The organism is Mycoplasmopsis bovigenitalium, from assembly GCF_002356075.1.
Taxonomy (GTDB): Bacteria; Bacillota_I; Bacilli_A; order Mycoplasmatales; family Metamycoplasmataceae; genus Mycoplasmopsis; species Mycoplasmopsis bovigenitalium_A.
Genome location: NZ_AP017902.1, coordinates 127140 through 154139, shown reverse-complemented (window position 1 = coordinate 154139; position 27000 = coordinate 127140). Strand labels below are relative to the sequence as shown.

Genomic DNA, 27000 nt, shown 5'->3' with positions numbered 1-27000 from the left:
TTAGTATAAAAATATTGAAATTGGTAAAAATTAAAGTATGTTGTCTAAATAATATTTACTTTTTTAGCTTCATCTCTTAGCATGTCAATGTTTAATTTTTCTGATGCTATTCCAACAACAACATTATCAAAATCTATTATTAATGATAAATAAACTAATAATTTTTGCTTACTTGAATAAAGATTTTCAAAATCATTTTTATAGAAGGTTCAAAATCTTTCACGTGCAGGCAAGGTAAAATATGGGTATCTATGACTAGTTGGATATATTTGTCTTTCTTTTGTATTGACATTAATTTTTCTTTCAATTAGAGATTCATCAGGTAATTTGTAATTAAAGATTAATCATTTTTTCATTCTAATATATCTTTTAACGCCGACAATTAGACAAATAATAAAGTAAACACTAATTGCAACCAAAAAGGCAAACATAAGCGTTGAAAACGCAAAAGTGGTGCCATCAGAGTTTTCAAAATTGCTATATATTATTATATTTACAATAGAAATAGCAAGCCCAATCAATGAAAGTATCATTGCACTTAAATGCGCATAAAGATAAATTTTTGTAAATTTAAATAATTCGGCCGCAACATAATATTGACATTTTAATTCTTTTTTAGTCAAGTAATTAACAGAAAATTTAGTTGAGTAAATATAACAACGGACATTTGGGGTACATCATGAAATAAAACTAACAAGAAAACAGCATATTATCACAGATAACAATATAATTGAAAATATAAGCATTTTAAACCTCCTAATCATGCTAATTAATTTTAACTAATTTTTAAAATAATGTATTATTTATAAGATTTAGAATTATTCATAAATTAAAAGGAGAAATATGAAGAAAAAACCAATAGTTTTTAGTGACGTTGATGGCACAATCTACACCAGCAACGGATATGTTTCAAACTACAATCTAAATATCATTAAACAAAATGAATTAAGCTTCAATATTGCCACTGGTAATCCTATTTGTCCTAAAATGTTTAAATTAGCAAAACTTGTTAATGCTGATTACATTATTGGATCAAGTGGTGTACAAATTTATGACTTTAAACGTTATAAATTTGTACGTGAAGAATTTATTCCACACCAAGAAGCAAAAAAAATATTTGAATTATTCAGAAGTCGTAAAGTTTCTGCAGCTGCTTGAAGCTCAGATGCGTTTTATATTTTTAATGAAGATGATAAAGAATTCTTGAATAGAATTTACTTTAAATACGAAACATTTGACCAATTTGAATTATATGAAGGTCAAGAAATAAAAAACGTTTCAAAAATCGAAGTTTACTTCGAAATGACTGAAAACATTGATGAATTAATTGAAGAATTAAGCAATATTAATGTTAAAATGATCAAAACACACATGAATCTAGAAATCCTACCAAAAGGGGCTTCAAAAGGTAAAGCAATCATGTGAATGCTACAAAATATATTTAAAAACTACACCGCAAATGACATAATGGTTATTGGTGATAGTGAAAATGATTTTTCAATGTTTAAGAGATTTAATTATTCATATGCAATGGATAATTCAAAGGATTTTGTCAAGGAAAAAGCAAAATATGTAACACGTTCTGTTCAAGAACATGGCTTAGGAATTGCAATCAAAGATTACATAGCCAAGTTCAATGAACAAGAAAATAATTAAAAGATAAGGAGGGTAAAATGGCAAGATTTATTGATGAAATTAAAATTCAGCTTGTGGCCGGAAAAGGCGGTGATGGCATGATTTCATTCCGTAGAGAAGCGCATGTTGATAAAGGTGGGCCAGATGGCGGAGATGGTGGCCGTGGTGGCAATATTTATTTTGTTGGCGATCTTGGCAAAAATACTCTTTTATCTCTTTACGGTAACAAAAAAATTACCGCCGAAGATGGCGTCAATGGCGGACCTAAAAACCTTTATGGGGCCGCTGGTAAAGATAAATATGTTCCAGTGCCTATTGGCACAATTGTTTATAACAATGGCAAAGTTGTTGCCGACATTATTGAGCCTAAAGAATACTTAGTTGCAAAAGGCGGCCAAGGTGGGCGTGGTAATATGAAATTCAAATCGCCGCGCAACACTGCTCCAAGAATTAGCGAAAATGGCTCAAAAGGTGAAAAATTCGACGCACATATCGTGCTAAAAATTATGTCTGATGTTGGTGTTGTTGGTAAGCCGTCTGCTGGAAAAAGTACACTTTTGAGTGCAATTTCCAATGCAAAAGCAAAAATTGCTGAATATGAATTTACAACATTAGTGCCTCAATTAGGAATGGTTAAATATTATGATGAATCATTTGTAATTGCCGATCTTCCTGGATTAATTGAGGGCGCGCATCAAGGTCGTGGTTTAGGTATCCAATTCCTAAAACACATTGAAAGATGTCGTGTAATTGCTCACATTATTGATTTTGGCTCTGAATTCAAAGATCCATTACAAGACTATGAAATTATTAACAATGAGCTTAAAAGTTATAGTTTGAATTTAGAAAATAAGGACCAATTAGTTATTGCAAATAAATCAGATTTGCCTCATTTTCAAGAAAATTTGGCAAAATTCAAGCAAAAATATCCACAAGTAAAAGTGGTTGAAATATCAGCAATATCGGCACAAAACTTAGATGAAGTCAAAAAAGAACTTATTGAGTTAATTAAAGCAAACAAATTAAAACCAGTTGAGGAAATTGAAGAAAACACAGTTGTTGAAATAAAACTTGAGCAAGACTATAAAATAGTTTCTCCATACTTAGGTTATTTTGAAATAAGTGGTCCAAAAGTTCAACAACTTTATGATAAAATCCCATTAGTTAGCTATGACAATTTACTAAGATTCAATAACAAACTAAAAAATCTTGGTGTATGAGATGATTTAATTAAAAAAGGCATCCAACCAGGTGATACAGTACGGATTTTTGAATATGAATTCGAATGGGATGGTGAATATTAAAAATTTCTTATAACTAAAAACAAAAAAAGTTAACACCTATTTTGAGTGTTAACTTTTTTAAATTTTACTTAACTATCTAATTAAATGCTTGATTTGTTTTTATAAGATTTTTTAAAAATTATTAAAGCGATTATCACTCATAGTATGATGTTAATTGATAATAAAAGAACTATAAAAATAAATATTTTATTCTTGTCTTTTTTACTATTAGCTAATAGTTTATTGTGTTTTTTTGTTAATTCATCAAATTGATTTTGAAGATTTTCTTTATCATTTTTTGATTGATTATTTTCAGTTTTTAAAGCATCGTTTTCTGCTTTTAGTTTCGCAGACTCATCTTTAATATTTTGATTTTCAGTTTTTAAAGCATCGTTTTCTGCTTTTAATTTTGTAGCTTCACCTTTAAGATTTTGATTTTCAGCTTTTAAAGTGGTATTTTGTGCAACAACTTGGTCGTGTGCGGTCTTAACATCTAATAGTGGTTTAATTAGTGTTACGACAAAAGAGTTTCAGCCATCTAGAGCTTTTTGCAAATCAACATCTGAAATACTATCGTCTTTTAAATTTAATTTTTCAATATAAGCATCTGCTTTTAACATAAGTTCATTATTATTTAGATTTATAATTTCTTCAATTTGGGGTAAGAAAATATTCTTATAAAAAGTAAAAGTATTTATTAATGAAAAAATATCATATTTGTCAATTTCTTTCGGATTATTGAAAATTTTTCCAATTTTACCTCTAATATGATTAGCTAATAATATTATAAAGTATTTTATATTTACAGAAGATTCAGTGTAATTTTTCTCTAATTTACTTAAAGTATCATTATGCAAAATTCCAAATTTTAATAAATAATCATTAGCTATATTCCATGCTCTTATGTCTTTTAAAAAATCATATTGATCTTTATTTGAATTTTCTTTATCATCTTTTAATTGATTGTTTTCATCTTTTAAAGCAGCATTTTCCGCTTCTAGTTTTGCAGCTCCATCTTTAAGACTTTGATTTTCGCCTTTTAAAGCAGTATTTTCAGCGACAACTTGATCATGTGCAGCTTTAGCTTCTAATAGTGGTTTAATTGATTTAGAGAATAAAGAGTTTCAACCATCTCACATTAAAACATCTAAATAATCACCATCTAACTCATCCCTATTAGCAAGATCTTTTTCCGCAAAATAAGTATCTACTTTTGATACAATTTTGTTGTTATCAATACTGATAATTTCTTTAAGTTGGTCTAAAAAAAATAAATAATGATGATAGTTTTTTAAAAACTTCTTAATTTCAGTTCATGAAACAGCATTACTACGAATATGTTGAGCTGTATTTGTAATATACTTTTCAGATAATTCTATTGCCTTTTTTATATTTCTAGAAGATTGACTGTACTTTTCTTCTAATTCACTAGTAATAGAACTAGAATGAATATTATTACCAAATTGGTAAATGATTTCCAATAATAATCATCTATCTAGTTCTGTTTTTAATCCATCTTCATCTGAATTATCTGTGGCAATAATGTGGGGGGGGGGTTACCATTATGTTGGCACTTCTTCCTTGAACGTTTCTAATTGCATTTGGTAAACTTCCAAATGAATTGTCATTTACTTCCTTTTTAACATTTGAAGCTTTAGCAGATACTAATGTTAAAGCTGGAAGAATAGTTGTTGTGGAGGTTAATAGTAATTTTGTTAATTTCATATAATATATTTGTTCCTTCTTTTAATTTTAATTTTTTGTTAAAATACATATTTTTGATTAAAAACTCTTATATTATTATACTACTTTTAATAAAAAACGAAGCCTATGTATCTTCGTGTTTTAAACTAATTATTAATTTACAATTGTCCCGATTTTTGAGATATATTCATCAAGGGTTTTTTTTGCCACATCTTTATTGTTGCCGTATGCAAAAATATAAAATTTAATTTTTGGTTCAGTGCCAGACGGGCGCAAAGCAATTCAATCTGCTTTATTTTCAAATGAGATTTTAATCATGTTTGATTTCATAAAATCAGTTTCTAAATTATAGTCATGGACGATTTTATTTTCAAAACCCAATTGTTTAAATTTTTCCTGAATCAATTTTAAATCAGTATTTTGGTCAATATCTATGTTTATACTCTTACTTGCTATATAGCCATATTCACGATATATTTCATCAAGAGCATCAATAAGAGTTTTGCCTTGGTTTTTATAATATTGAGTCATTTTTACAATGGCAACAATTGATTGAATTGCATCTTTATCACGAGCAATTGAAGAATCAATTAATGAACCATAACTCTCTTCAAATCCAAAAAACATTTCTTGTTGCTGTTCAACAATTGTTTTACCAATTCATTTAAAACCAGTTGGAACAATAAAAGTTTTTAATCCGCTTTTCTTTGCAATTAACTCAGGTAAATTAGATGAAACATAAGAATAAACCATATATTTGTTATTAGCTTTTTCTTTGCTAACTTCAAGCAAATATTTCATTAGTAAAGTTGCTGTTTCATTGCCAGTTAGCAATGTAAATTTATTATTATCTCTAACTTTAACACCAACTCTATCGGCGTCAGGGTCAGTAACCAATACAATATCGCAATTATTTTTGATTGCTAATTTTTCACCTAATTCATAAACATCGTCTCTTTCAGGATTTGGATAAGAACAAGTTTTAAAATTACGGTCTTGTATAAATTGCTCTTTAACATAAAAAACATCTTTGTCTAGTTCTAAATTTAAACCCTTAAATATTTCATTTGCTACTGTTGAACCAGTTCCGTGCAATGGAGAATACACAAGCTTAATTTTATCCATTTCTTTTGAAAATTCAGTATTTAGGACAACATTTAATACTTTATTTATATAAGTATCTCACTCTTTTTTTGTTGTGTTTCGGATATTACCAGCAACAGGTCAAACACCATCACAGCGATATTCATCAGAGTATGTATAATAATCTTTGAATTCTTTTTTAATTAATTCAATCTCGTCAGGCAAACACTGCGAACCATGTTCATTATACAATTTAATTCCATTATATTCCTTGGGATTGTGGCTAGCAGTAATATTGAATCCACCTTGAGCTTTATTTGAAATAATCAAATATGAAACAAATGGCGTTGGAGTGATCTTACGCGATAAAATCACTTGAATTTTATTGTAACTTGCTGCTATTTTAGCAATCAATTTAGCATATTTATTTGAAAATCTTCTATTATCTCTACCAATAACAATTGTAATTTTGTCAAGTTTTTCATATTTTTTTAATAGATAATTAACAAACCCATGAGCAACTCGTTGAACGTGTGCAGCAGATAAATGATCAATGCCTTTACCAACTATTCCGCGAATACCAGCAGTACCAAAATCAATTGCTTTTAAATTATTTGTATTTTTCATAAATTAATTATAAATTAAAAGCTTAAAAAATTGATTTGGTATTACAATTACAATGTATAAAATCAAGGAGGTTATATGAATAATACTTCTATAAATACAAAGAAAAATGATTTTAAAAAAATATTTAAATTAACTCCTTTTGAGTTAGTTTTAGCTTCCGCGTTGCTAGCAATGCACCTTGTAATTATGATGATTGCAAAATTCACTATATTAAGAGCCATTCCTGTACCATTGGAATATATTTTGTATATTTTTTATGGACTTATTTTAGGGGGGTTCAAAGGTGCAGTTTTAGCAGTTATTGCTGATACTTTTGTAATGTTAATGACTGGAAGTATTGGTAGTTGATATTGACTTTATGCAATTACGCCGCCGCTTATTGCTTTAACATCATGATTGCACTATTTAATGTTTAAGTACTCAAAATATACTCGTTTTATCATTTCGTATTTATCAATAATTGCAGCTTTTGCATTGTGTTTATGAGTTTACATTGTACGAAGTGATGAAAACGGTGCACTTGCTATCAATAAAACAATAAGCGCTTCAAAACCAATTGTGTTAATAACATTAACTGCTTTTGGATTGCTTACTCTTGGTTTTACGTTCGCTTTTACAATTTTGTATGCCAAAACAAAAAATGAAAAATGAAACAATTACCTGATGGTAACTTCAATAATTATTGTTGTTGCTGTATTGTTCAGATGAATTTTAGGAACAATTTCATGAATTGAATACTATAACTACATAAATAAAGCTCAAAATGGCAAATTTAAAAGTTATGGAGTTGACTTCATTATTACATTCTTAAGAATAGTTGTTAAAGATATATTTATATTACCAATTTACATTGTAATTCTTGCACCAATTTACTCAGCTATTGCAATTCTTAAACAAAAATACCTTATCGACCACCAGAAAGTAAGATTTTCTCTATAATATTATTATGAAATCTCGAAGAAAAAATAGAATCGAAATAGTTAACGTTTTATATTCTTGTGAATTATTGAATCAATATAATCTAAAAAGTATATTTGAATTAAATGATGAACTAACTAGCGAGCAATTTTTACAAATTGAAAAAATTGCTTTAAATAAAGAATATTTAATACGAATAATTTCTAGATTTTTAGACAAAAAAACTTGAGAGCAAGAAAGCCCATTAATCAGAGCAATTTTATTAAATGCAACATTTGAATTACTAATGATTGACCCTAAAATTGCAATTAATGAGGCAATTGAAGTCACAAAAGATTTCTTTGGTGAAGAAAACAATTTACACAAGCATGTCAATAAGGTTATTGACAATGTATATAAGTTTTTTGTTATTAACGAAGCAATAATAAGAAAATACATAAAATAAGCCCAGACGGCTTTTTTTATTGCAAATCAATAGTAAATTCAATTGAAAAGGAAAAATACACATTATTAATTTAGCATAATTAATGTAAAATATTTATATGAAAAAACTATTTGCATACGACTTAGATGGGACACTTTTTACACACGCAAACAACATGCATGAATCAACTTATCCTGCTTTATTGGAAGTTCAAAAAAACGGGCATTATAATGCAGTTTGCACTGGAAGAGCATTAAACAACATAATAAATGCGCTTGGTGAAAAAATAAATGCATTTAGCCACATAATTGGTTCAAATGGCACAGTAATATACAATGTAGCAAACAAAAATGTAACACTTTTAGGTAAAGTAGACCCCAAAGTATTTGAATATTTATTTACAATTGCTAAAGAACATGATTTTAGCATACGAATTGACACGGTTTTTGAAAGCAAAACATATTTAAATAGCACACAAAAACCAAAATGACTAGAAGTTCAAAATGTTATGGATATAACTAGTTGAAATATTGTATCAGAAGATGAATTAAAGAAATTTGTTGAAACTAATAAAGACAAGATAGTACAAATCGCCCTAAGAGGTTTTAAAGAGGAGATTTTTGACGCATTCAATAGAGTTAATACTGAAATTGGTGAAAATTATTGTGTTAAATACACAAATGAAGTATACCTAGATATAAACGCATTAAATATCAATAAATTTACTGGTTTAAGTTATGTGGCAAATGAATTAGGGATTAAAAGTGCAAATGTTTATTCTTTTGGTGATTCAGGCAATGATATTGACATGTTAATTGGCGCAGGAGTTGGTGTTGCGATGGGAAATGCAACACAAGAAGCTAAAAATGCTGCTGATATAATAATTAAAAGCAATCAAGAAAACTCAATTAGTGAATTTTTACTTAAAAATATTGAATAATTTTACAAATTTAAACTCGCAAACACACGTTGCTTGTTTATTTTTATTAAATTTTATATAAAGAATGTAAAATTTGAATTATTGATTATAAGGGGTTATTATGAAAACAAAATTTATTTTTACTACTGGTGGTGTTTTAAGTGGTTTAGGCAAGGGTGTTACTGCTGCTAGTGTTGGTAATTTACTAAAAGCACAGGGTTTTAGCATCTTTGTGTTGAAGCTTGATCCATATTTAAATATTGACCCAGGTGTTATGAATCCAATTGAACATGGGGAAGTTTATGTGACAAGTGATGGTGGTGAAACTGACTTAGATTTAGGTCACTATGAACGTTTTATTGATGTTAAGTTGGCAAAAGACTCAAATTTTACAACGGGTAGAATATTTACAAGAATTTTTCAAAAGGAAAGACAAGGACTTTACAATGGAAAAACAGTGCAAATAGTGCCACACGTTGTTGATGAAATTAATAATATTATTTTAAACTTAGCAAAAGAAAAAGACCCAGATTTTATGCTTATTGAAATAGGCGGTACAGTTGGCGACCTTGAATCAAGCCCATATATTTATGCAATTAGTAAATTTGCATCTTTATACCCCGAAAATGTAATGTTTTCTCACCTAGCATTTGTTCCTTATTTGAGTGCTTCTAAGGAGTATAAGTCGAAACCTAGCCAAGTTTCAATTGCTTCATTACGTTCATTTGGTATTAATCCAAATTTACTTCTTTTACGTTCACAAGAAGGAATTGATGAATCAATAATTCGAAAAGTAAGTGAAAATGCATTTTTAAAGCCATCAAATGTTATAAATATTCCTGACAAAGCAAACATATATGAAATTCCGCTATTTTTAGAAAAAAGCGGAATTGTAAAAATAATTTATGAACACTTTAAAATTGATAAACCAATAATTGAAAACGCTAATATTTTGTGAAATGAATTTACAAATAAATATTTAGCCAAAAGAACTAAAAAAGTTAATTTACTACTTGTTGCCAAGTACACAGGACTTGAAGACGCTTATTTATCAATAATTTCTTCTCTTAAAATAGCAGCAGCACACCAAAATATTGATTTAAATTACACAATAATTGATTCAAGTGAAATAAATAATGAAAATATTGAGTCAAAATTAGCTAATTTTGACGGTGTTATGATTTTACCTGGTTTCGGTGTTAGAGGTTTTTATTCTAAAGTTTTAGTTGCCGAATACACAAGAGATAATAAAATACCAACTCTTGGAATTTGTTTAGGATTCCAAGCAATGGCAATCGCACAAGCTAGAAAACAAGGAATAGCCAACGCAACAAGTAAAGAATTCGCAACTAATGGTCAAGAACAAGAATTTATCCTAACTCCATTTTATGAAAATGGCGATACTATGAATTTAGGTGGAACACTTAGACTTGGTGAAGACAAAATAGTAGCACTAAACAACACGCTTGCTCAAAAAATTTATGGTAAAGATGTCTTTTATGAAAGACATCGTCACCGTTATGAAATTGCTGATAAATACCGTAATAGCCTTGAAGATAACGAATTCATCTTTTCAGGAATTCATCCAGAGTTAAAAGTAGCTGAAATTTGCGAAATTAAAAACCATCCATTTTACTTAGGCGTGCAATATCACCCTGAATTTACGACTAGAGTAATTAAATCAAATCCTTTATTCGATGAATTCTTAAAAGCTGTATACGAAAACAAAAAATAGCAAAAAACGGCTCAAAAAAGCCGTTTTTTGAATAAAAAATATACAGACAAGCTGTATATGCATCTATAAGCCACGTTCTGTACCCTTGCGGGTGCCAACAATTTATCTAGTCAATGACTCATCTTTTGGATTCAATTCTCTTTAAGATGTTCCCCTACCAAAATTTGGGTTTCTAACTCATGGAGTTTACCGCGTTTCACATTTCTCGTCTCTGTGGCACTAGTCGTCTAGGCCTAAGCTTATTGGGCTTAGCATGAACACTACTTTCATCGCAGAAAGTGTTAGCGTGGACTTTCCTCTACTTTGCAGCAGCTGTTGGCCAATGCTTTTTCATTATAATACATATTTATTTTTTTAGAAATTTTCAATTAATTTCTAATCTTTAAAATGATTTATAAGAAATTGTTCAAAACCATATTCAGCATTGATTTTCGCATGTTTGATTTCGTAATCTAGAATATTTAAATCAATAATCATTGAATGGATTTTTTTAATACCTAATATATTTAACAAACCATAAACCTTTTTAACACGATATTGATTGATTTTTAACTCGTTAGCTAAATTTGTAAGTGTTTTATTGCATTTTAAAAATAAGTAAATTTGATCAGCTAAGACCAATAATTGACTTAGTTGCGAAATTAAATAAGTTACATCAGTTGCTTCATTTATTTTTTCCTTATATTTTCGTCAAATTGATGAAAAATTGTTTGTTTCAATACTATTTGAAAAACCAAATGTATCCTCTACATATACAGCACTGATGTTTTCGTTTATAACATCGGAAGTGATGTTTATTGTTTGCATAGATAGTTTTTTAATTTCATGATGAATAATTGACAAATTATTAGGTAATTTTTGGGTTAATAAATTTATTGCAAGTGTGTCAATAGTAACTCCAATTTCGTCGCAAATATTTTTGATATGTTTGAATAATTCGTTATTTTGCACCGCTTGTGCAAAATAAGTATTGCCATTGTGCAATTGAAAAAATTCAACAAATTTATTATTGTAAAATGAGTCTTTTTTATCAATATTATTATTAACAAAAATTACCAAATCATTCATATTTGAATTGATTGCGTCAATTAATGATAAAGAAATTGCAGTATCGTTTTTATTTAGTTTAGACCAAAAATAATTGCAATCATGAATGAAAATTAGTCTTTTGTCGTCAAAAAGAGTTGAACTTGAAACTAGACTAATTAATTCATTAGCTTTGGCATCATTGAAATAAAAATTTATTACTTGAGCATCTTTGTTTTCTTCAATTAATTGATTAATTTTTTTGTTGATTAAATAGTTTTCCTGGCCATAAATTAAGTACATATTTAAATATTATAATCAATCTAAGTTTGTTGAAATAAAATTATTTATGTTTAGAAACTAATTTATCAAGCATTTGCAGTCAAAGATAAACACCACTTTTAGATATTTTAATGCCGTATTTTTCCTGTAAATTAGAAGCAAGTCACATCATACTTTCTTCTGGATTTTTGCTTAATAAATCAAATAATTTTATTTGTTCATCTTTGAATTGATTTGTTAGTCCTTTTTCAATAATATATTCATAATTTTTAATATGTTTTTGATTGCTCGAAACTATTTTTTTAATATTTGCAACATCAACATTATTAATTCTATTAATTGAATTATCAAAGTCCCGTTGAATTCTTGCGTCTTCGAATTTAAACATTGATTCAAAAGCGCAAATCGCTTTTAAAAAATCAGAAATTTTTTCGTGTTTTTTAATGTAAATTACAAACTTTTTATTGTGTTGGATTTTTCTAAATCCAAATTCATAAATATTTAATTTATTAATAAAAATATCTACACATCGTTCGTAATTAGCACTAATTTGCAAGTGGTATGAAGAGTGGTTTAAGTCTGAAATAGAGCCCGAAGCACAAAACACACCTGCATAAAACATTGTAGGAATTTTAATTTCGTTTGATAAATCAATTTTGTCTTTTTCAATAAATATTTGTGTTTTATTACATTTAACTGGAATACTCAATGCACTAAACATATCTAATAATTTATTCAATGTATCTTTTGACGTTATATTTAACGTAATGAATTCATTTTCAATGTAATTAGCAAAAACAAAACCACGAATAAACTCCATGATTTCGCTTTTATTTTTCTTCTTATTAAATAGTTCTTGTTTAATTATCTGAGTAAAATTATCTTTATTCATGTTAATTACGTGGGTAAATTTCGCTAAAGTTTGCGTCTTCTGATCATATTCCTAACTTGTTATTTTTTGCATATTCCTCTGAACTTGTAAGTTGGTAGTAATATGTATCATTGCTTGTGTAATATCTGCTACTACTTGATAGAGATATATAACCTTTTCGAGCATAGCCAAGTCTTACTAGTTCGCTATTTAAATTAATGTATTTATCATTGTACTTAATGTAGCAAATTCCAACAATACGTCCATAATGGTCAGTAATGTGATTTTGACCACCCTTTGTTCTTTGTGGAATTACAAAATATTTAAATTGCGGAATATTTGACAAAAAATCAGTAAATCTTGAGGCTCTTTTAGCATATTCGTATTGTTGCCCAGTGGTTTCAACCCAGTTTCCTCTACCATCCTTTGTTCTTTTTTCAGGGGTATCTACACCAGCAAATCTTAATGCGTGTGAACCACCGAAATTTTCTATAACAAAATCAAATGTATCTCCATCTCTTACGTTAACTATTTTAACTTCAATAGCTTTATTGTGTTCAAATTTTTGAGATATTTCATAGGGTAATTTATTTTCATATTTAATTTTTAATTCAGCAAGTTTTTTATCTAAATCTGCGGAATTTCTTGGCGGGATTAAATTTTTGTCATCATTTTGTTTTTGTTTTTCAGTTGATTGACTTTGTACACAAGATTGAGCAAATAACGAAGAACCAATAGTTAGACTAAATAGAATTAATTTTTTTGTTTTTTTCATTTTATTTTGACCTATTTAGTGAATTTTTTGAATGTTATTTTGTCTTCAACAACTAATAAGTATGAATCATCAACATCATGTTCAAGCATTGGTTCAATATCTAAAACTTTATTGTTATCATGAATTATATTTTGATAAATTTTTGCAGTGTCATTAATGATTTTAACACCTGAGTTTAAACCAAAAGTTGTCGCTGCTCTTTCATTAGAAATAACACCAATAAAAGTTGTATTCAATCTAAAATTAGATAATTTACGTAAAATTGACTCATCTTTTGAAACAACAATTGTGTATTTGTATTCGCCATTCATTGCTGATTTAACTATTTTTGACACTCTAATATCTTGTTCGTTGTCAAGGTCTAGTTTTGCAAGTAATTTTTCAACATATTTTGTGTATTTGCGACTATTGTAAAAATCGTTTTCAGCTTTTTTATTAATAGTTTTCATTACTTCGACTGCTCTTACTGGATATTTACCAGCTGCAGTTTCATTTGAAAGCATTGTTGAATCAGCACCATAATTAGTTGCTCAATAAACATCACTGACCTCAGCTCTAGTTGGTTGAGGGTTATTTTCTAGTGAATCAAGCATTTGTGTTGCAACAACACAAACTTTGTTTGCGGCACGACATTTATCAATGATTTGAGTTTGTCAATATGGTACTTCATAATAAGGAATTTCTAAACCTAAATCACCTCTAGCAACCATAATACCTTCACCAGCTTCAATTATTTCGTCAATGTTATTAATACCAATTTGGCTCTCGATTTTTGAAATAATTTGAATTTCATGACCGCCATGTTTGTTTAGTAAATCTCTTAAATCTTTGACGTTTTTAGCATTATTTACGAAAGAAGCAGCAACATAATCAACACCATATTCAGCACCAAAAATTACATCATTAATGTCTTTTTCGCTTAGGAATGGTAATGAAAAGTCTACATTTGGAAGATTGATTCTCTTGTTTGTTTTTAATGTGTGTGAATTGATTAATTCAACTGTTACAATACCAGGTTTAACTGATATTACTTTTGATGTTAATTTACCATCATCAAAAAGTACTGTATCTCCAACTTTTAAGTCTTGACTCATGTCATAACTAACAGTAACACGTTCTTCATCACCAATAACATTTAAATATTCACCGGTTGTTGTTAAAATTTTTAATTCTTGGCCTGATTTTAGTGCAACTGCACCATCACGCATTTTACCAACTCTAATTTCTGGTCCTTTTGTGTCTAACATTAGAGAAATATTCACACCCAATTCATTAGCAGCTTGTTTTGCAGTGTCGAATTTAAGTTTTTGTTCCTCAATTGAGCCGTGACTAAAATTAGCTCTTATAACTGTTGCGCCAGCGGCAATGATTTGTTTCATTGTTTCTAAATCACAGCTCGCAGGACCTGATGTTATTGTTAATTTTTGTTTATGATTATCTAACTTCATATTGTAAAATCCTCCAGATATTTAAATTAAATTATTAAATATTATTTATACATATAAAATAGTATATTTTTTTTTGAAAATTCATAATTAATACTAAAAATAATGCCTTTAAAGCATTACCTAAATAGTAAGTTCAAGTGCAACACATGCACTTGGCTTTTTTATTTTAACATTTTAATGATATTTTTTTCTTTTTTTGCAAATAGTAGTTAGCATAAAAGCCCCTTATGTAAGGGGTTTGGGGTTAGAAAGAAAGAAAAGCCCCTTTTCAAGGGGTTTGGGGTTGTAAAAAATAATACAGCTTATGTTGAAAAGCCCCTTATGTAAGGGGTTTGGGGTTAGAAAGAGACAGTCGGCTCGCATAAGCGTATGGATCATGTGCAAGATAACAATCAACTATCATACTATGCCGTAAAAGTTGGCCTCAATAAATAAATCATTGGCAGATTTTCAACCCAAAATTTCTCTAGGCATATCATTTATTCTTTTGGTAATTTGGTCCAATATTTCTTGCGAAATTTGATTAAAATCAAATCCTTTTTTATATTCGCGTCTTATAAGTCCATTCCAGTGTTCGTTTGACCCTCTTTGAAAAGAGGCGTATGGTTCAGCTCTATATATTTTTATATCGAGTCATTTTGCCAAAATACCTATTTTTTCGAATTCTATGCCATTATCAATAGTGATAGTTTTTACTAATAATTGTCTTTCTAAAACGAGTTTTCTTAATGCCGCATTCACCTTCATTGGGTTTTTACTTGGTATCAAAATCGCAAAACCGACTCTGGTTTTTCTCTCTGTTAAAGTAAGAATGTTGTTATATCCAGTAGCTCTTTTCCCAACTATCATATCAGCTTCTCAATGACCATATTCTTCACGTTTATCTATCGATTTAGGTCTTGTTCATATCGGAAATACATAATCGGCTGATGTTACAAGGCGACTAATTACGCTTGCATGTCTTTTTCCACCCTTTTTATATGACGAACGCAATAAATTAGATCTTTTGATTATTCATTTATTTGATTTGATTCAATTAAATACTGTTTTTAAGCAAGGAATTTTAATTTTAAAATTCTCTTTTATATATTTATGAGTAAGTTTTACCCCATAATATTTTTTGTCAAATTTTTTTAGAAATAATTCGCTAAATTCACTATATTTACTATTCAAAAATTTAAAATAATATTTATGATAATGGCGTTTTTGGGCTTTGATATCAGCATAAAATGGGGAATATTTCCCAAATTTATCTAAATTTCTTTTTATTTCTCTGCTTACTGTAGATGGGTTTTCCCGAGTTTCCCAGTTTCAAATAATAAAAATAACGAATAAGCCCTATTTATAGCGCTTTTCGTTATTTTTGTGCTATTTTTTAATTACAATTTTTTTAATAAGATCATATTCACTTCAAATGTCTTTTATTGTTTTTGAATCTTCTCTTTGTCTTTTAATAATTTCTTTTGTTTTTGAGTTGATATCAACTCTTTCTCTTAGTTTGGATAATATATTAATAAGTTTTTGCTCAGATAAATGGTCAATTACACCATAATCCTCATAAAACTTGTTTATCTTATAAGTAATAAGCTTTAATACAACTAGTGATATAAAACATAATATTGAGTGTGCAATTATGTGTTCGTCTAGTCTTACATAAACCGGCCTTATTTGTAGAAAACTTTTTAATGCTCTAAAGTTTGTTTCAATTTTTCATTGGTTCGCATACTTTTCAATAATTTTTTCAGCAGAAATATTTGAAATATTTGTTTCATAAACATAAATACCATCAAATTCAGAATCTTTAGCTACTTTTTCATAGTCTAATTCAAATTTAAACTTAGATATTTGTTTAAAGAATTTGCACTTTTTTGTACCCAACATTTTTGTAGAATCAACATAACCACTTTTGTCTTGTTTTTTGCGGAAATTCTCAATCAAAATTCCGCGATCTTCTCTATCTTTTTTTGCTCTTGTTTTTGAAAAAGTTACTATTCTTCTTCTTAATTTACCATTAAATCTTTTGTTTTTTCAATTAGATTCATATTCGGTTTCTTTGTATCTAAATTCGGAATCTCCAATGTATCGTTCGCGATCTAAAATCCAATTTTTAAAATGCTGGCTACCAGATTTTGCTCTATACGAGATTATAAAATTGTGTCCTCTTTGTTCAAAAAAACGAATATTTGCATTTGTGCTCATCCCTCTATCAGCAATAATTGTTATATTTTTTATGCCAAATTTAGTTTCAAGTTCCAGTATAAACGGAATCATTGTTCTTGAATCACCTGTGTTTCCCTTGAAAACTTTCATGTAAATAGGAATACCATTTTTGTCGCACGCAAGACCAATCACAATCTGATCTTCTTTGAATTTGGCATCTTTAGAATACCCAGGAACCCTAAGTCCTTCGCGGCTAAAACTTTCAAAATACACTGTAGATGAATCAAAATAGATTTCATCTAATTTACTTTTTGTTTCCGATTCAACTAATTTATTTATTGAAAAAAGCAATTGGTCTTTGTTTTCGTGAACAATGTCTAAAAGTCTATAAAAGCTATTCTTAGAAGAAAAGATATTTGTTGAATATTCATCTGAATCATTAAATGAGTTGTATATACTTGTGGGATTAATAATTCTTTTCGCCACTAAGAAATTAAATATTTCATTCATATTTTTATGTCTTGTGGGTTTTAATTGTTTAAATATGTTGTGTTTTTCAATAAATTCACTTATTAATTCATTGCCAACGCAAATACTTGTATGTTGGATTTTTTCTTTTTCAATCGAGTGTAGAAGCGCATGTTTAACTTTATCTGGATTATCCTGTCTAGTGAAGTTTTTAAGTTTGTTTTTTATTATCTCGATTGCGTTTTCGTTAATTTCAAGTAGTTTTTCTACATTTCCTAAACTAAACCATCTTGTTGGATTTTTATTGAATCCGTTTGACCAGCCAACATATTTATATAAAACGCCCTTTTTATTTCCATGAACATTAAATAGCATCAAATCTTGTTTTTCCATATTCTTATTATATCATAAATGTAATTAAATGCAATTATAAAATTAAAAAATATGAAAAATTCCATACTATATATAGTATGGAGTGAAAAAAATAGTTAAATTAGATTAATTTATCGCTTAAAACTGGGAAACGCAGGTGCTTACTGTAGATGGGTTTTTATGTAATATATTTGCAATTTTTCTTATTGACAAATTTATTTCTAAATAACTTTTAATTGCTTCTCTGTCACTTTTTGTTATATGGGTATATTTTTTAATGCTATAATTCATACGAAGTTCCTGTCCAATTTGGAGCTTTTTTTCTTTTTTTATTTTAAAAATAATTGAAACAAAAAAGTTCAAGCCCCACAATTAAATTTTACATTAATTTGTGTTGCACTTGAACTTACAATCAAGCTAATGCCTTTAAAGCATTATTGTTCAGTATTTGTTTTAAAACCTTCTAATGTCAATGTTCCATAATAAGTACTTATTCCTAATTCACTAGAGCTAGGTTCTAATTTTAAGCTATAAGCAAATGTTATTTTATCCCCATTTTGTTTTCCTACGTATGGATCATTTGATGTATTAAATTCATTATTTGGTTTATATGTTTTATCAGTTACAAAAGCCAATTTATAGTTGTTGATATTTAATTCGTGGTGAGTAAATTTTTTGGCATTATCAATTGATGATAATTTTACCGATTCATTCATTTTTAATTCAAGTTGGTCAAAATATCCATTTGATGAATTTGGAATATTATAGCTTGAATTTTTTGTAAATGTTAATGAATTATCGCCAGATTGCGAATATTGTTTTAAGTCAATGTTTGGTTTGCCAATAATCTGCACCATTTTTTCAGCAACTTGTTTTAAATTAAAGTAGTTAAAATAAACATATTGACTTTGTGGTTGAGCAACATCAATTTTTTCGTATCTTCAAGGAACTTTTATATCACCTGCTGAAACTAACCTTTTAAGATAGTAATTCAATTGTAATTTATTTTCGTTGTCGGTTTTACTTAATCATACAGGTCTTGTTCAATCAATTTCAAAGTATTTATTTGATTGATTGTTAGTTGAAACTATTAAATAGTTTTTTAATTGTTGATTTTGTTTATCAATTTCTTCATTTTTGGCTTCTTGTGAAGGCAAAATGTTGTTTGTTAATAAATCATTTGCATTGTTAATGTGTACTTCTTTGTCACTAACTTTAGCTTTTTGCTCTTGAAAAATTTTTCTTAATGAATTGCTTTCTGAAACATAAAAAGTTGACAATAAAGATTGATTTTGGTCAACGAATGACTTAGTTAAGTCAGAATTAGATTGTACATTAGCTCTTTTAAAACCAGAGATTATAAATTTTTTGGATGCTCAACTATCTATTCTTTTTGCATCAGAAGTTGATTTTTCCAATATTTTTTTATCACCTTTTTTGTCTTCGATTAACACATTAAGAATCAATTCACCAGTTAGATCATTTGCGTAAGAATGATAGTAAATATTAGCATCTTTTTTTAGTAGGTCAATTGGTGCTTTTGTAAATTTGTCTCTTAAGATAAATTTAGGTTTTTCTTGACGTTGTTTGTATTCTTCAACATCGCTTTTTTCATTATTGTAAGATATTTCAAGTTGGTATGCTCAAAATTGATTATCACGAGATGATGAATTTCTTAAATCAGGTTGGAATCTTAAATTCGATGAATATGTTGGTCTACTATCATAATAAGAAGCAAATGAAAATTCAGAAGCAAAGTGTTCTGAAGGGTTCAAACCTTCGCCAGCCTTAAATTCATATGTTGCTATTTGGTCATTTACATGAACTTGTTTTTTAGTGTTGCGTGAAATTAAAGTTACTCCAACAACAAAACCGGTCGCAATTGTCAATGAACCAATGCAACCTAACAATATTTTCTTATTCATTTATAACCTCCATTTGATCAGGATATAAGATTGCTTGCATGTATGTAGCTAATTCATCAATATTGATATTTTTTTCAGATGAAACAATAAATGTTTCAGTATCCTCGTCAATTAAACCTTCATTTAATAATTGATTATGTTTTTTAATTAATTGTGATTTTTCTTTTTGATTTAACTTGTCAATTTTGGTGTATACAATTGAAAAATGAATGTTTATGTATTTTATGTACGCAAGCACTTCTAAATCAATTTTAGTAAATGAAGTCCTAGAATCAATCAATAAAAACAAATGCTTAGGATTGATGTTGAACTCTAAAAATTTTTTGATTGATTTAAGCATATTTTCTTGTTGATTTTTAGGCATTTTTGCATAACCATAACCAGGTAAATCAACAATGTATTTATCATTATTATCTTTAAAAAAATTAATAAGTTGTGTTCGGCCGGGAGTTTTAGAGACAAAAGCTATTTTTTGGTTTGTTAATGAGTTAAGAAGCGATGATTTACCGACATTTGAACGCCCCCAAAAAACAAGTTGAATTGAGCCTTTTGTATCGTGTCATGTTTTTTCGGAAAGTGAGCTAGTTACAAATTTTCACATTATTTTTCTAAAGCCTTTTTGTGTCTAATTAGAGTTGAACTTATTCCTATCATTTCATAATCAGGAATAATTAAAATAGTTTCAAGTCCAGGGTAAACTTGATTATTTCCGGCAGCAATATCTAATTCAACTTTGTAGTCTAAATCATTTCTTGCTGAACGAATTAACAACTTTACATTCATTTTTTTAGCAATGTTACCGATCAATTCATCTTTATTACAAATTACAATTATTTTTGAATTGTTTTGGTAAATTTTTTTGACGTGTTCAAAGCGTTCTTCAATGTTTTTTAAATTATTTTTATCTGGGTTCTGCGAAACAACAATTATTAATTCATCAACAATTTTTAATGCTTTTTCAATAACATTTTTATGACCATTGTGAAGGGGGTCAAATGAACCTGCATATATAGCTTTACGCATTATTTTGAAAATAATTTAACTGCATTTTGAGCAATTAATAATTCTTCGTTTGTTCGAACAACATAAACCTTAAGTTTGCTATTTGGTGTCGAAATTAAAGCATAGTCATCAATTTTAGAAGTATTGATTTTAGCGTCAATTTCAATATTTGCAAAACTAATTCTGTCGCAAACATCTTGACGAAGTTCTGGTGAGTTTTCGCCAATTCCTGCTGTGAAAACTAAAGCATCTAGTTCACCAACTTTATTTGCATAAGAAGCAATAAAGTCCACAATTCTTTGAACAAATAAGTTTCAAGCGAAAATAGCTTTAATTTCACCTTTTTCAATAGCAGTTTCAATATCTCTCATGTCAGATGAAATACCTGAAACTCCTAGTAAACCAGATTTTTTATTAAGTGCTGATGTGACTTCAGCCGCACTCATTCCTGAGTGTGAAGAAACAAATTCAATTATAGCAGGGTCAATATCACCAGATCTAGTTCCCATCATAATTCCAGCAAGTGGAGTAAAGCCCATAGTTGTGTCTAGCGATTGAGAATTTTTTATAGCGCAAATACTTGCTCCATTACCAATATGTGCGTTAACTATATTCACTTGTTTTTTGCCAAGGATTTGTTGCATAGTTTGGGTAATGTATTGGTGAGAAATTCCGTGAAAACCAAAACGACGAATTCCGTATTTTTCACTTCATTCAGCAGGGATTGGGTATATAGCGTTAATGTCTGGAATGGTTGTATGGAATGATGTGTCAAATTCAGCGGCTAGTTTTGCGTGTGGAAGCACTGATTTAAAAGCATTTATAGCCTGTAATGCGCCTGGGTTGTGTAAAGGCGCATAGTCGCTACATTTTTCAATTATTGCAATTGCTTCATCATTAATTTCAGTAGTTTTTGTAAAGAATGTTCCACCGTGAACAACTCTAAAACCAATAATTTCAATTTCTTTTAAGTCTTGAATGATTTTTAATTCTGACATCAATGAAAGAATATTTTCAGCAGCTACTGTGTGATTTGGCATTGAAACTTCTTTAACTGTTTTTTGACCATTTGCTTTGATTGTTATTGAACCTTCAGCAAGTGTAATTCTTTCAGCAATACCTGATGCTACAACCTCAAAATTGTCTTTTGTTAAAAGTTGTAATTTTATTGAACTTGAACCTGCATTGATAACTAATACTTTATTCATTATTTAGCTCCTTCACTTTGTATCATTGTAATTAAAACTGTGTTGACAACGTCATTAACTTTTGCGCCTCTTGATAAGTCATTAACAGGTTTTTGTGTACCAACAATAATTGGACCAATAGCGCCATAACCCGCTAATCTTTGTACTAATTTATAACCAATATTACCCGCTTCTAAATTTGGGAAAATTAAAGTGTTTGCGGGTTCATTAAATGATTCGATTGGATATTTAGCTTTTCTAACTTCTAAATCAAGTGCTGCATCCAATTGAATTTCACCAATTGCTTTAGTACCCTCATATTTTTGATTGAAATCGATTGTTGCATTGTGAACCATTTCAGTTTCAGGTGTTTTTGCACTAAAATTGGTTGAAAAGCTTAAAAATGCCACTTTTGGGTCAATGCCAAAACTTTTTGTAAAATTAGCTGCATTAATTCCAATATCAGTAAGTGCTGTTTGGTCTGGTTTTGGATTTACTGAAATATCACTGAAAAATAATGTTTCATTTTCTTTGTGCATAATCATAACTGAGCTAATTGTTTTAATTCCTTTAGCAGATCCAATAACTTTAAAAGCAGCTCTTAGCATATCCGCTGTTGAATAAATTAAACCACCAACTACACCATCTACTTCACCAGTTTTTAGCATCATCATTGCATAAAAAGGTCTTTGTTGCATTTGTTTTTGGCAAATTTCAAGTGTATCTTTGTTTTCTTTTCCTTTTGCTTTAGCAGCATTTTCTCTTTCGATGAATAATTTGTTTGCAAAATCATTGATTTTGTTTGCATCTTCATTCATGTTAACAACTGTTGCACTAACTTTTTGTTCAAGAGGTTTTTCAGTAAGCAAAATAACCTCTAAATTTTGATAAATTGACAATATTTGAGCTGCTTCATGAGCTCTTTTATCATCGCCATCAACAATAACAATTCGTTTTTTGTCTTTGATTTGTTGAATATTTTTTTGAATTAAATCCGTAAATTTCATCTCAACTCCTTGATTTATAATATTTATTTTACCAATAAATGCAGATTTGGATATTAATATTAAAATTAAATTTAAAAAAGCGCAAATGCGCTTAATGTATTGAAAAATTATAGAGATTTTGCCACAGAAATAGCTTTATCATAGTCTGGATGAGTTTTATTTTCTTTTACATACTCAATGTGTGCAATCTTGTTTTCTTTATCAATTACAACAATTCCTCTATTTAGCAATCTTAATTCTTCGATTGCAAAGCCGTAAGCATAACCAAATGATAAATCTTTGTGGTCTGATAGAACTTGTAAATCCTTGATTTCTTTTGCTGCACAAAATTTATTTTGTGCAAAAGGTAAATCACAACTTATTGTCAAAACCACTGTATTTTCCAATGAAGAAGCCTCTTTATTGAATCTAATTGTTTGTAGTTCGCAAACTCCAGTATCAATTGATGGTACAACTGAAATGATTTTGTTTTTACCTTTAAAATCTGAAAGAGATACAGGGTGCAATTCACCATTTAGACATGTGAATTCAGGCGCTTTATCGCCCACAGAAAGTTTATTGCCCAATAATGTAACTGGGTTTGATAAAAATGTAGTTTCTTGTCTTTTATTCATTTTTCTCCTTTTTTAAAGTCATAAATCATTGTTATATTTGACTGCTTCAAGTAAATTTTTAAATAAGCAAACAACTGTTAATGGGCCAACCCCTCCAGGTGTTGGTGCGATTGCCTCAATATGGGTTTCCAAACCAGACATATCAACATCTCCGACCAACACTTTTTTATTATCCTTTTGAATTCAAGTTGTTCCAACATCAAAAACAATTGCGCCCTCTTTAATATTTTCTTTTTTAATTAAATTGGCAACACCAGTTGCAACAACTAAAATATCTGCGTTTTCAACCCCTTTTATTCCTGATTCACGGTTGTGTGTTGAAACAATTGCTTTACGAGACTTAAATAATGTAGCAGTTGGCTTACCGACTAGTGTACTTCTACCAATGACTGCAACTTTTTTATTTTCGACTTCAATGTTGTAATAGTCAACTAAATTCATAATTGCTTGTGCTGTAGCTGGAGTAAAGTTAAATTCATCTGTTTTATTGTAAAAATTAAATGCATTTCTTGTACTTAATCCATCAACATCTTTTTCCCAACGCACTGCATCTAGAATTGGTTGCGTGTAAACATTAATTGATTCTGGTAGTGGAAGTTGAACAATTATTCCATCCGCTTCAACATTGATATCATCCAATCTTTTTAGCAAGGCTTTATAACTTATTTTGCTTGGGTAATGATAAACTTTTGCAATTACACCCAGTTCGTTTGCTTTTTCAATTTTTCTTTCAATGTATTTTGTTGATGCTTCATTATCACCAACGCGAACAATAGCTAATATTGGTTTACGCCCTAACTGTTCAGTTGCTTTAGCAAACTGAATTTTAAGCTCTTGTGTTAATTTTTGAGCTACAACATCGCCTCTTAATATTTTCATTCTAGCTCCTTTTTATATTGTTCTAATTCAGAGTTGAATTTTTCTAGTTTTTGCTTTTCTAATTTAATTTTTTCAATTGGCGCTTTATTAATAAAGTTTGGATTATTCAACATAGATTGAGCACGAGCAATTTCACTTTCAAGAAATACAATTTTCTTTTTAAGTTCTTGCGCGTATTGTTGTTTAAATTCTTCGCTTTCATTGATATAAATAGTCAAATCGCCATCAACAAACATTGAATCTTTGTTTTCGAAATATTGAGCATTGGCTAATTTGGTTATCGAATCCAAAACAAATTCATTTGCTTGGATATTTAAACAATATTTTAGAACTTCTTTTTTACTAATTTGTTTGTCTTCTCTATATTTACGTAAAATTTTTACAGCTTTAATAATATTTTCAGTGTCAATGATTTTTGAATCATTAATAGTTTTTAACATAAGCGGTTTTGATTCTAAAATTTCTTCATTAAACAATAATTTATACAGATGGTCTGTAATAAATGGCAATAAAGGGTGTAAAATGATCAGTAATTTTTTAAAGTTTGCTAACGCAGCTTTTTTGTTAGGTTGAATTTTTAACAATTCAACGTATCATGATGAAAAATCATTGTAAATAAATTTGTTTAGTTCATAACCAACAATTGTAAGTTCATAATTTTTGAATGCTTTATCAACAGACTTGTTTAATTGAACTAAACGATTGTTCATTCATTTATCAGCAGCGGACAATTTTTTGTTAGATTCTGGTAAATTTTGAATATATTTAGCAATATTTCAAAGTTTATTACACAAACTTCAGGCTGATTTTACTTTTTCTGTTGAATATCGTAAATCAAAACCAGGAGTTGTGTTGGTTGTTAAAAATCATCTTAGTGCATCAGTGCCATATTCCTCAATAACTTGCATTGGGTCAATACCATTGCCAAGGGATTTTGACATTTTACGACCTTGTTCATCACGAACAAGCCCGGTTAATAATAATTGTTCAAAAGGTTTTTTATTTTGTAATTCAAGTGATAAAAAGTACATTCTAGCAACTCAAAAAAAGATAATATCATAACCAGTAACTAGTAATGAAGTTGGAAAATATCTATCTAGAAGTTTTTCGGGGTCTTTATTTGGTCAACCTAAAAATGAAAAAGGAGCTAAACCAGATGAAAATCAAGTATCTAACACATCATTATCTTGTTGTCAGCCTTCTCCGGGTGATTTAATTTGCACTTTAATTTGGTCATCTTTATATCAAGCAGGTATTCTATGACCTCATCATAATTGGCGAGATATTGTTCAATCATATGCATTTTGCATTCAAGTTCTTAAAGTAGATTTAAATCTTTTAGGGAAAAATTTAACTGAATCTTTTGATTTTAGATGCTCAAGAATTATGTTGTTAAATTTTTCCATTTTAACGAATCACTGAGGCATAACTAATATTTCGATTGGTTCGCCACTTCGTTCTGAATAACCAACATTTGAAGTAGTTTTCTCATTTTTTTCAATAAAACCATTATCCGATAAATATTCTTGGATTTTTTTTCGAGCTAAAAATCTTTCTAATTTATCAAATTGTGAATTAGGGCAATTAATATAACCATTTTTATCAATTGTTTCAATGACCTGTAAATTATGTTTTTTAATTAAGTCAATATCAACCTCTGCATGTGCCGATAGTTTCATAAGACCGGTTCCAAATTCAATTTCAGCATGTGGATCTGGAATTATTGGTATTTTTTTGCCTGTTAGTGGGTGAATAACATTTTTGCCTTCTAGATGTATATATCTTTTGTCTTTGGGGTTAAAAATAACTGCGACGTCTGAAAGCATTGTTTCTGGCCGCACTGTTGCAACAGTAAGATAATTTTGCTCATTTTCAATAAAATATTTAATGTACAAAAGATTTTGTTCAGTAGGACGCGGAATAACTTCAATATTCGAAAGAGCTGTTTTTAATTTTGGATCTCAACTTACTGCCTTAATACCTCGATAAATTAATCCCTCATTATAAAACCTGATAAATGCGTTATTAACAGCTTTATTTGATTTTTTATCTAGTGTAAAACGTTCGCGTTGATAATCTAAACCCAATCCCATTGCTTCTCATTGAGTTCTTATTGTTTTTGAATATTCTCGTTTTCAATCTCAAATTATTTTTAAAAATTCATCTCTACCAAAATCGTGTCTTGTTTTTCCACTGCTTTTGTATATATTGCTTTCAACTTTGCTTTGAGTAGCAATTCCAGCATGGTCCATTCCAGCAACATAAAAAACATCAAATCCCTTCAATTTTTTATATCTAATTATGGCGTCCTGGATTGAAACATTTAAAGCATGGCCAATGTGTAATTTACCAGTAACATTGGGCGGAGGTAAAATAATAGTAAAAGGTTTTTTAGTAACGTCATGGCTACTAAAAAATTTTTTTGATTTCCATTTTTTTGCTATTTTAGACTCAAATTTTTTTGGTTCGTATGCATTATTTATTGACATTTTAAATACTCCAAGACCATTGTTAATATTTATTTATTTATACATTATACCAAATTATATATTTTTTGATTCTCATTGTTTGTAGTATTGTTTTATAAATTGCACTTTTGTGCCAATTAAAATTGATATAAATTTTACGCATATCAATGTATTTTGAATAAATTAGT

Annotated in this window: 25 protein-coding genes and 1 other RNA gene; 6 read left to right on the top strand and 20 right to left on the bottom strand. The window is 28.8% G+C overall.

Translation table 4 applies throughout. The annotated features are described in order from the left end of the window. Positions 1-44 precede the first annotated feature (44 nt). A complete protein-coding gene (locus MBVG596_RS00600; protein ID WP_096385598.1) occupies positions 45-746 on the bottom strand; it encodes an MAG0920 family protein in 702 nt (233 codons plus the stop codon). A 97-nt stretch (positions 747-843) separates the two neighbouring features. Between MBVG596_RS00600 and MBVG596_RS00595 the strand changes: the two genes are divergently transcribed. Both MBVG596_RS00595 and obgE read left to right on the top strand, forming a co-directional pair. After that, positions 844-1656 (top strand): Cof-type HAD-IIB family hydrolase, encoded by an 813-nt coding sequence (locus MBVG596_RS00595; protein WP_096385596.1) that lies wholly within the window; start codon positions 844-846, stop codon positions 1654-1656. 17 nt (positions 1657-1673) lie between these two features. After that, positions 1674-2939, top strand: coding sequence for a GTPase ObgE (obgE, locus tag MBVG596_RS00590; RefSeq protein WP_096385593.1), 1266 nt, complete (start codon positions 1674-1676; stop codon positions 2937-2939). 80 nt (positions 2940-3019) lie between these two features. Here the strand turns inward: obgE and MBVG596_RS00585 are convergent, their stop codons facing one another. The 3 genes from MBVG596_RS00585 to MBVG596_RS00575 form a co-directional block, all read right to left on the bottom strand. Then, positions 3020-4399: a cell division protein ZapB gene (locus MBVG596_RS00585; RefSeq protein ID WP_096385590.1), complete on the bottom strand. Its 1380-nt coding sequence runs from the start codon at positions 4397-4399 to the stop codon at positions 3020-3022. A 46-nt stretch (positions 4400-4445) separates the two neighbouring features. Next, the gene (locus MBVG596_RS00580) at positions 4446-4643 is read right to left on the bottom strand and encodes a hypothetical protein (protein ID WP_096385587.1); all 198 of its coding nucleotides are present in this window, start codon (positions 4641-4643) and stop codon (positions 4446-4448) included. A 132-nt stretch (positions 4644-4775) separates the two neighbouring features. Further along, the gene (locus MBVG596_RS00575; RefSeq protein WP_096385584.1) at positions 4776-6332 is read right to left on the bottom strand and encodes a phospho-sugar mutase; all 1557 of its coding nucleotides are present in this window, start codon (positions 6330-6332) and stop codon (positions 4776-4778) included. Between the two features lie 75 nt (positions 6333-6407). Here MBVG596_RS00575 and MBVG596_RS00570 point away from each other — a divergent pair, with 75 nt between their 5' ends. From MBVG596_RS00570 to MBVG596_RS00555, 4 genes are all read left to right on the top strand, one after another. Further along, positions 6408-7271 carry a hypothetical protein gene (locus MBVG596_RS00570; RefSeq protein WP_096385581.1) on the top strand — a complete coding sequence of 288 codons (864 nt, stop codon included), beginning with the start codon at positions 6408-6410 and terminating at the stop codon, positions 7269-7271. A gap of 7 nt (positions 7272-7278) precedes the next feature. After that, positions 7279-7695, top strand: coding sequence for a transcription antitermination factor NusB (locus MBVG596_RS00565; RefSeq protein WP_096385578.1), 417 nt, complete (start codon positions 7279-7281; stop codon positions 7693-7695). Positions 7696-7792: 97 nt separating this feature from the next. Then, entirely contained in the window at positions 7793-8614 is an 822-nt protein-coding gene (locus MBVG596_RS00560; protein WP_096385575.1) for a Cof-type HAD-IIB family hydrolase, read from the top strand. A gap of 100 nt (positions 8615-8714) precedes the next feature. Beyond that, a complete protein-coding gene (locus MBVG596_RS00555; protein WP_096385572.1) occupies positions 8715-10328 on the top strand; it encodes a CTP synthase in 1614 nt (537 codons plus the stop codon). Positions 10329-10389: 61 nt separating this feature from the next. On the opposite strand, the gene rnpB is transcribed toward MBVG596_RS00555, so the two are convergent. From rnpB to MBVG596_RS00475, 16 genes are all read right to left on the bottom strand, one after another. Then, positions 10390-10655: RNase P RNA component class B (rnpB, locus tag MBVG596_RS00550), an RNA gene on the bottom strand. A gap of 48 nt (positions 10656-10703) precedes the next feature. Next, complete coding sequence (gene holA / locus MBVG596_RS00545) at positions 10704-11657, bottom strand: DNA polymerase III subunit delta (RefSeq protein WP_096385569.1); 954 nt, start codon at positions 11655-11657, stop codon at positions 10704-10706. Between the two features lie 40 nt (positions 11658-11697). Beyond that, the gene (gene whiA, locus MBVG596_RS00540; RefSeq protein ID WP_096385566.1) at positions 11698-12528 is read right to left on the bottom strand and encodes a DNA-binding protein WhiA; all 831 of its coding nucleotides are present in this window, start codon (positions 12526-12528) and stop codon (positions 11698-11700) included. A gap of 1 nt (position 12529) precedes the next feature. Beyond that, positions 12530-13282 carry a thermonuclease family protein gene (locus MBVG596_RS00535; RefSeq protein WP_096385564.1) on the bottom strand — a complete coding sequence of 251 codons (753 nt, stop codon included), beginning with the start codon at positions 13280-13282 and terminating at the stop codon, positions 12530-12532. An 11-nt stretch (positions 13283-13293) separates the two neighbouring features. Next, on the bottom strand, positions 13294-14730 hold the full coding sequence (gene pyk, locus MBVG596_RS00530; protein WP_096385561.1) for a pyruvate kinase: 1437 nt from the start codon (positions 14728-14730) through the stop codon (positions 13294-13296). 396 nt (positions 14731-15126) lie between these two features. Beyond that, positions 15127-15903, bottom strand: coding sequence for an IS30 family transposase (locus tag MBVG596_RS00525; RefSeq protein WP_096385558.1), 777 nt, complete (start codon positions 15901-15903; stop codon positions 15127-15129). 195 nt (positions 15904-16098) lie between these two features. Next, positions 16099-17751 carry an IS1634 family transposase gene (locus tag MBVG596_RS00520; RefSeq protein ID WP_096385555.1) on the bottom strand — a complete coding sequence of 551 codons (1653 nt, stop codon included), beginning with the start codon at positions 17749-17751 and terminating at the stop codon, positions 16099-16101. A gap of 117 nt (positions 17752-17868) precedes the next feature. Continuing rightward, on the bottom strand, positions 17869-18021 hold the full coding sequence (locus tag MBVG596_RS03850; protein WP_148664002.1) for a helix-turn-helix domain-containing protein: 153 nt from the start codon (positions 18019-18021) through the stop codon (positions 17869-17871). 143 nt (positions 18022-18164) lie between these two features. Next, positions 18165-19655 (bottom strand): MAG1430 family protein, encoded by a 1491-nt coding sequence (locus MBVG596_RS00510; RefSeq protein WP_096385549.1) that lies wholly within the window; start codon positions 19653-19655, stop codon positions 18165-18167. Then, a complete protein-coding gene (gene yihA, locus MBVG596_RS00505; RefSeq protein WP_096385547.1) occupies positions 19648-20256 on the bottom strand; it encodes a ribosome biogenesis GTP-binding protein YihA/YsxC in 609 nt (202 codons plus the stop codon). The genes MBVG596_RS00510 and yihA overlap by 8 nt, the downstream gene beginning before the upstream one ends. Continuing rightward, on the bottom strand, positions 20256-20678 hold the full coding sequence (gene coaD, locus MBVG596_RS00500; RefSeq protein WP_004419352.1) for a pantetheine-phosphate adenylyltransferase: 423 nt from the start codon (positions 20676-20678) through the stop codon (positions 20256-20258). The genes yihA and coaD overlap by 1 nt, the downstream gene beginning before the upstream one ends. Next, on the bottom strand, positions 20678-21865 hold the full coding sequence (locus tag MBVG596_RS00495) for an acetate/propionate family kinase (protein ID WP_096385544.1): 1188 nt from the start codon (positions 21863-21865) through the stop codon (positions 20678-20680). Before MBVG596_RS00495 ends, coaD begins: the two co-directional genes overlap by 1 nt. Next, positions 21865-22851: a phosphotransacetylase gene (locus MBVG596_RS00490; RefSeq protein ID WP_096385541.1), complete on the bottom strand. Its 987-nt coding sequence runs from the start codon at positions 22849-22851 to the stop codon at positions 21865-21867. The genes MBVG596_RS00495 and MBVG596_RS00490 overlap by 1 nt, the downstream gene beginning before the upstream one ends. A 107-nt stretch (positions 22852-22958) precedes the next feature. Beyond that, positions 22959-23465, bottom strand: a complete 507-nt coding sequence (gene tpx, locus MBVG596_RS00485) for a thiol peroxidase (protein ID WP_096385538.1) — start codon at positions 23463-23465, stop codon at positions 22959-22961. Between the two features lie 12 nt (positions 23466-23477). Continuing rightward, positions 23478-24344 (bottom strand): bifunctional 5,10-methylenetetrahydrofolate dehydrogenase/5,10-methenyltetrahydrofolate cyclohydrolase, encoded by an 867-nt coding sequence (locus tag MBVG596_RS00480; protein ID WP_096385535.1) that lies wholly within the window; start codon positions 24342-24344, stop codon positions 23478-23480. Continuing rightward, positions 24332-26833, bottom strand: coding sequence for a valine--tRNA ligase (locus tag MBVG596_RS00475; protein ID WP_096385532.1), 2502 nt, complete (start codon positions 26831-26833; stop codon positions 24332-24334). The genes MBVG596_RS00480 and MBVG596_RS00475 overlap by 13 nt, the downstream gene beginning before the upstream one ends. Between the last annotated feature and the right edge of the window lie 167 nt (positions 26834-27000).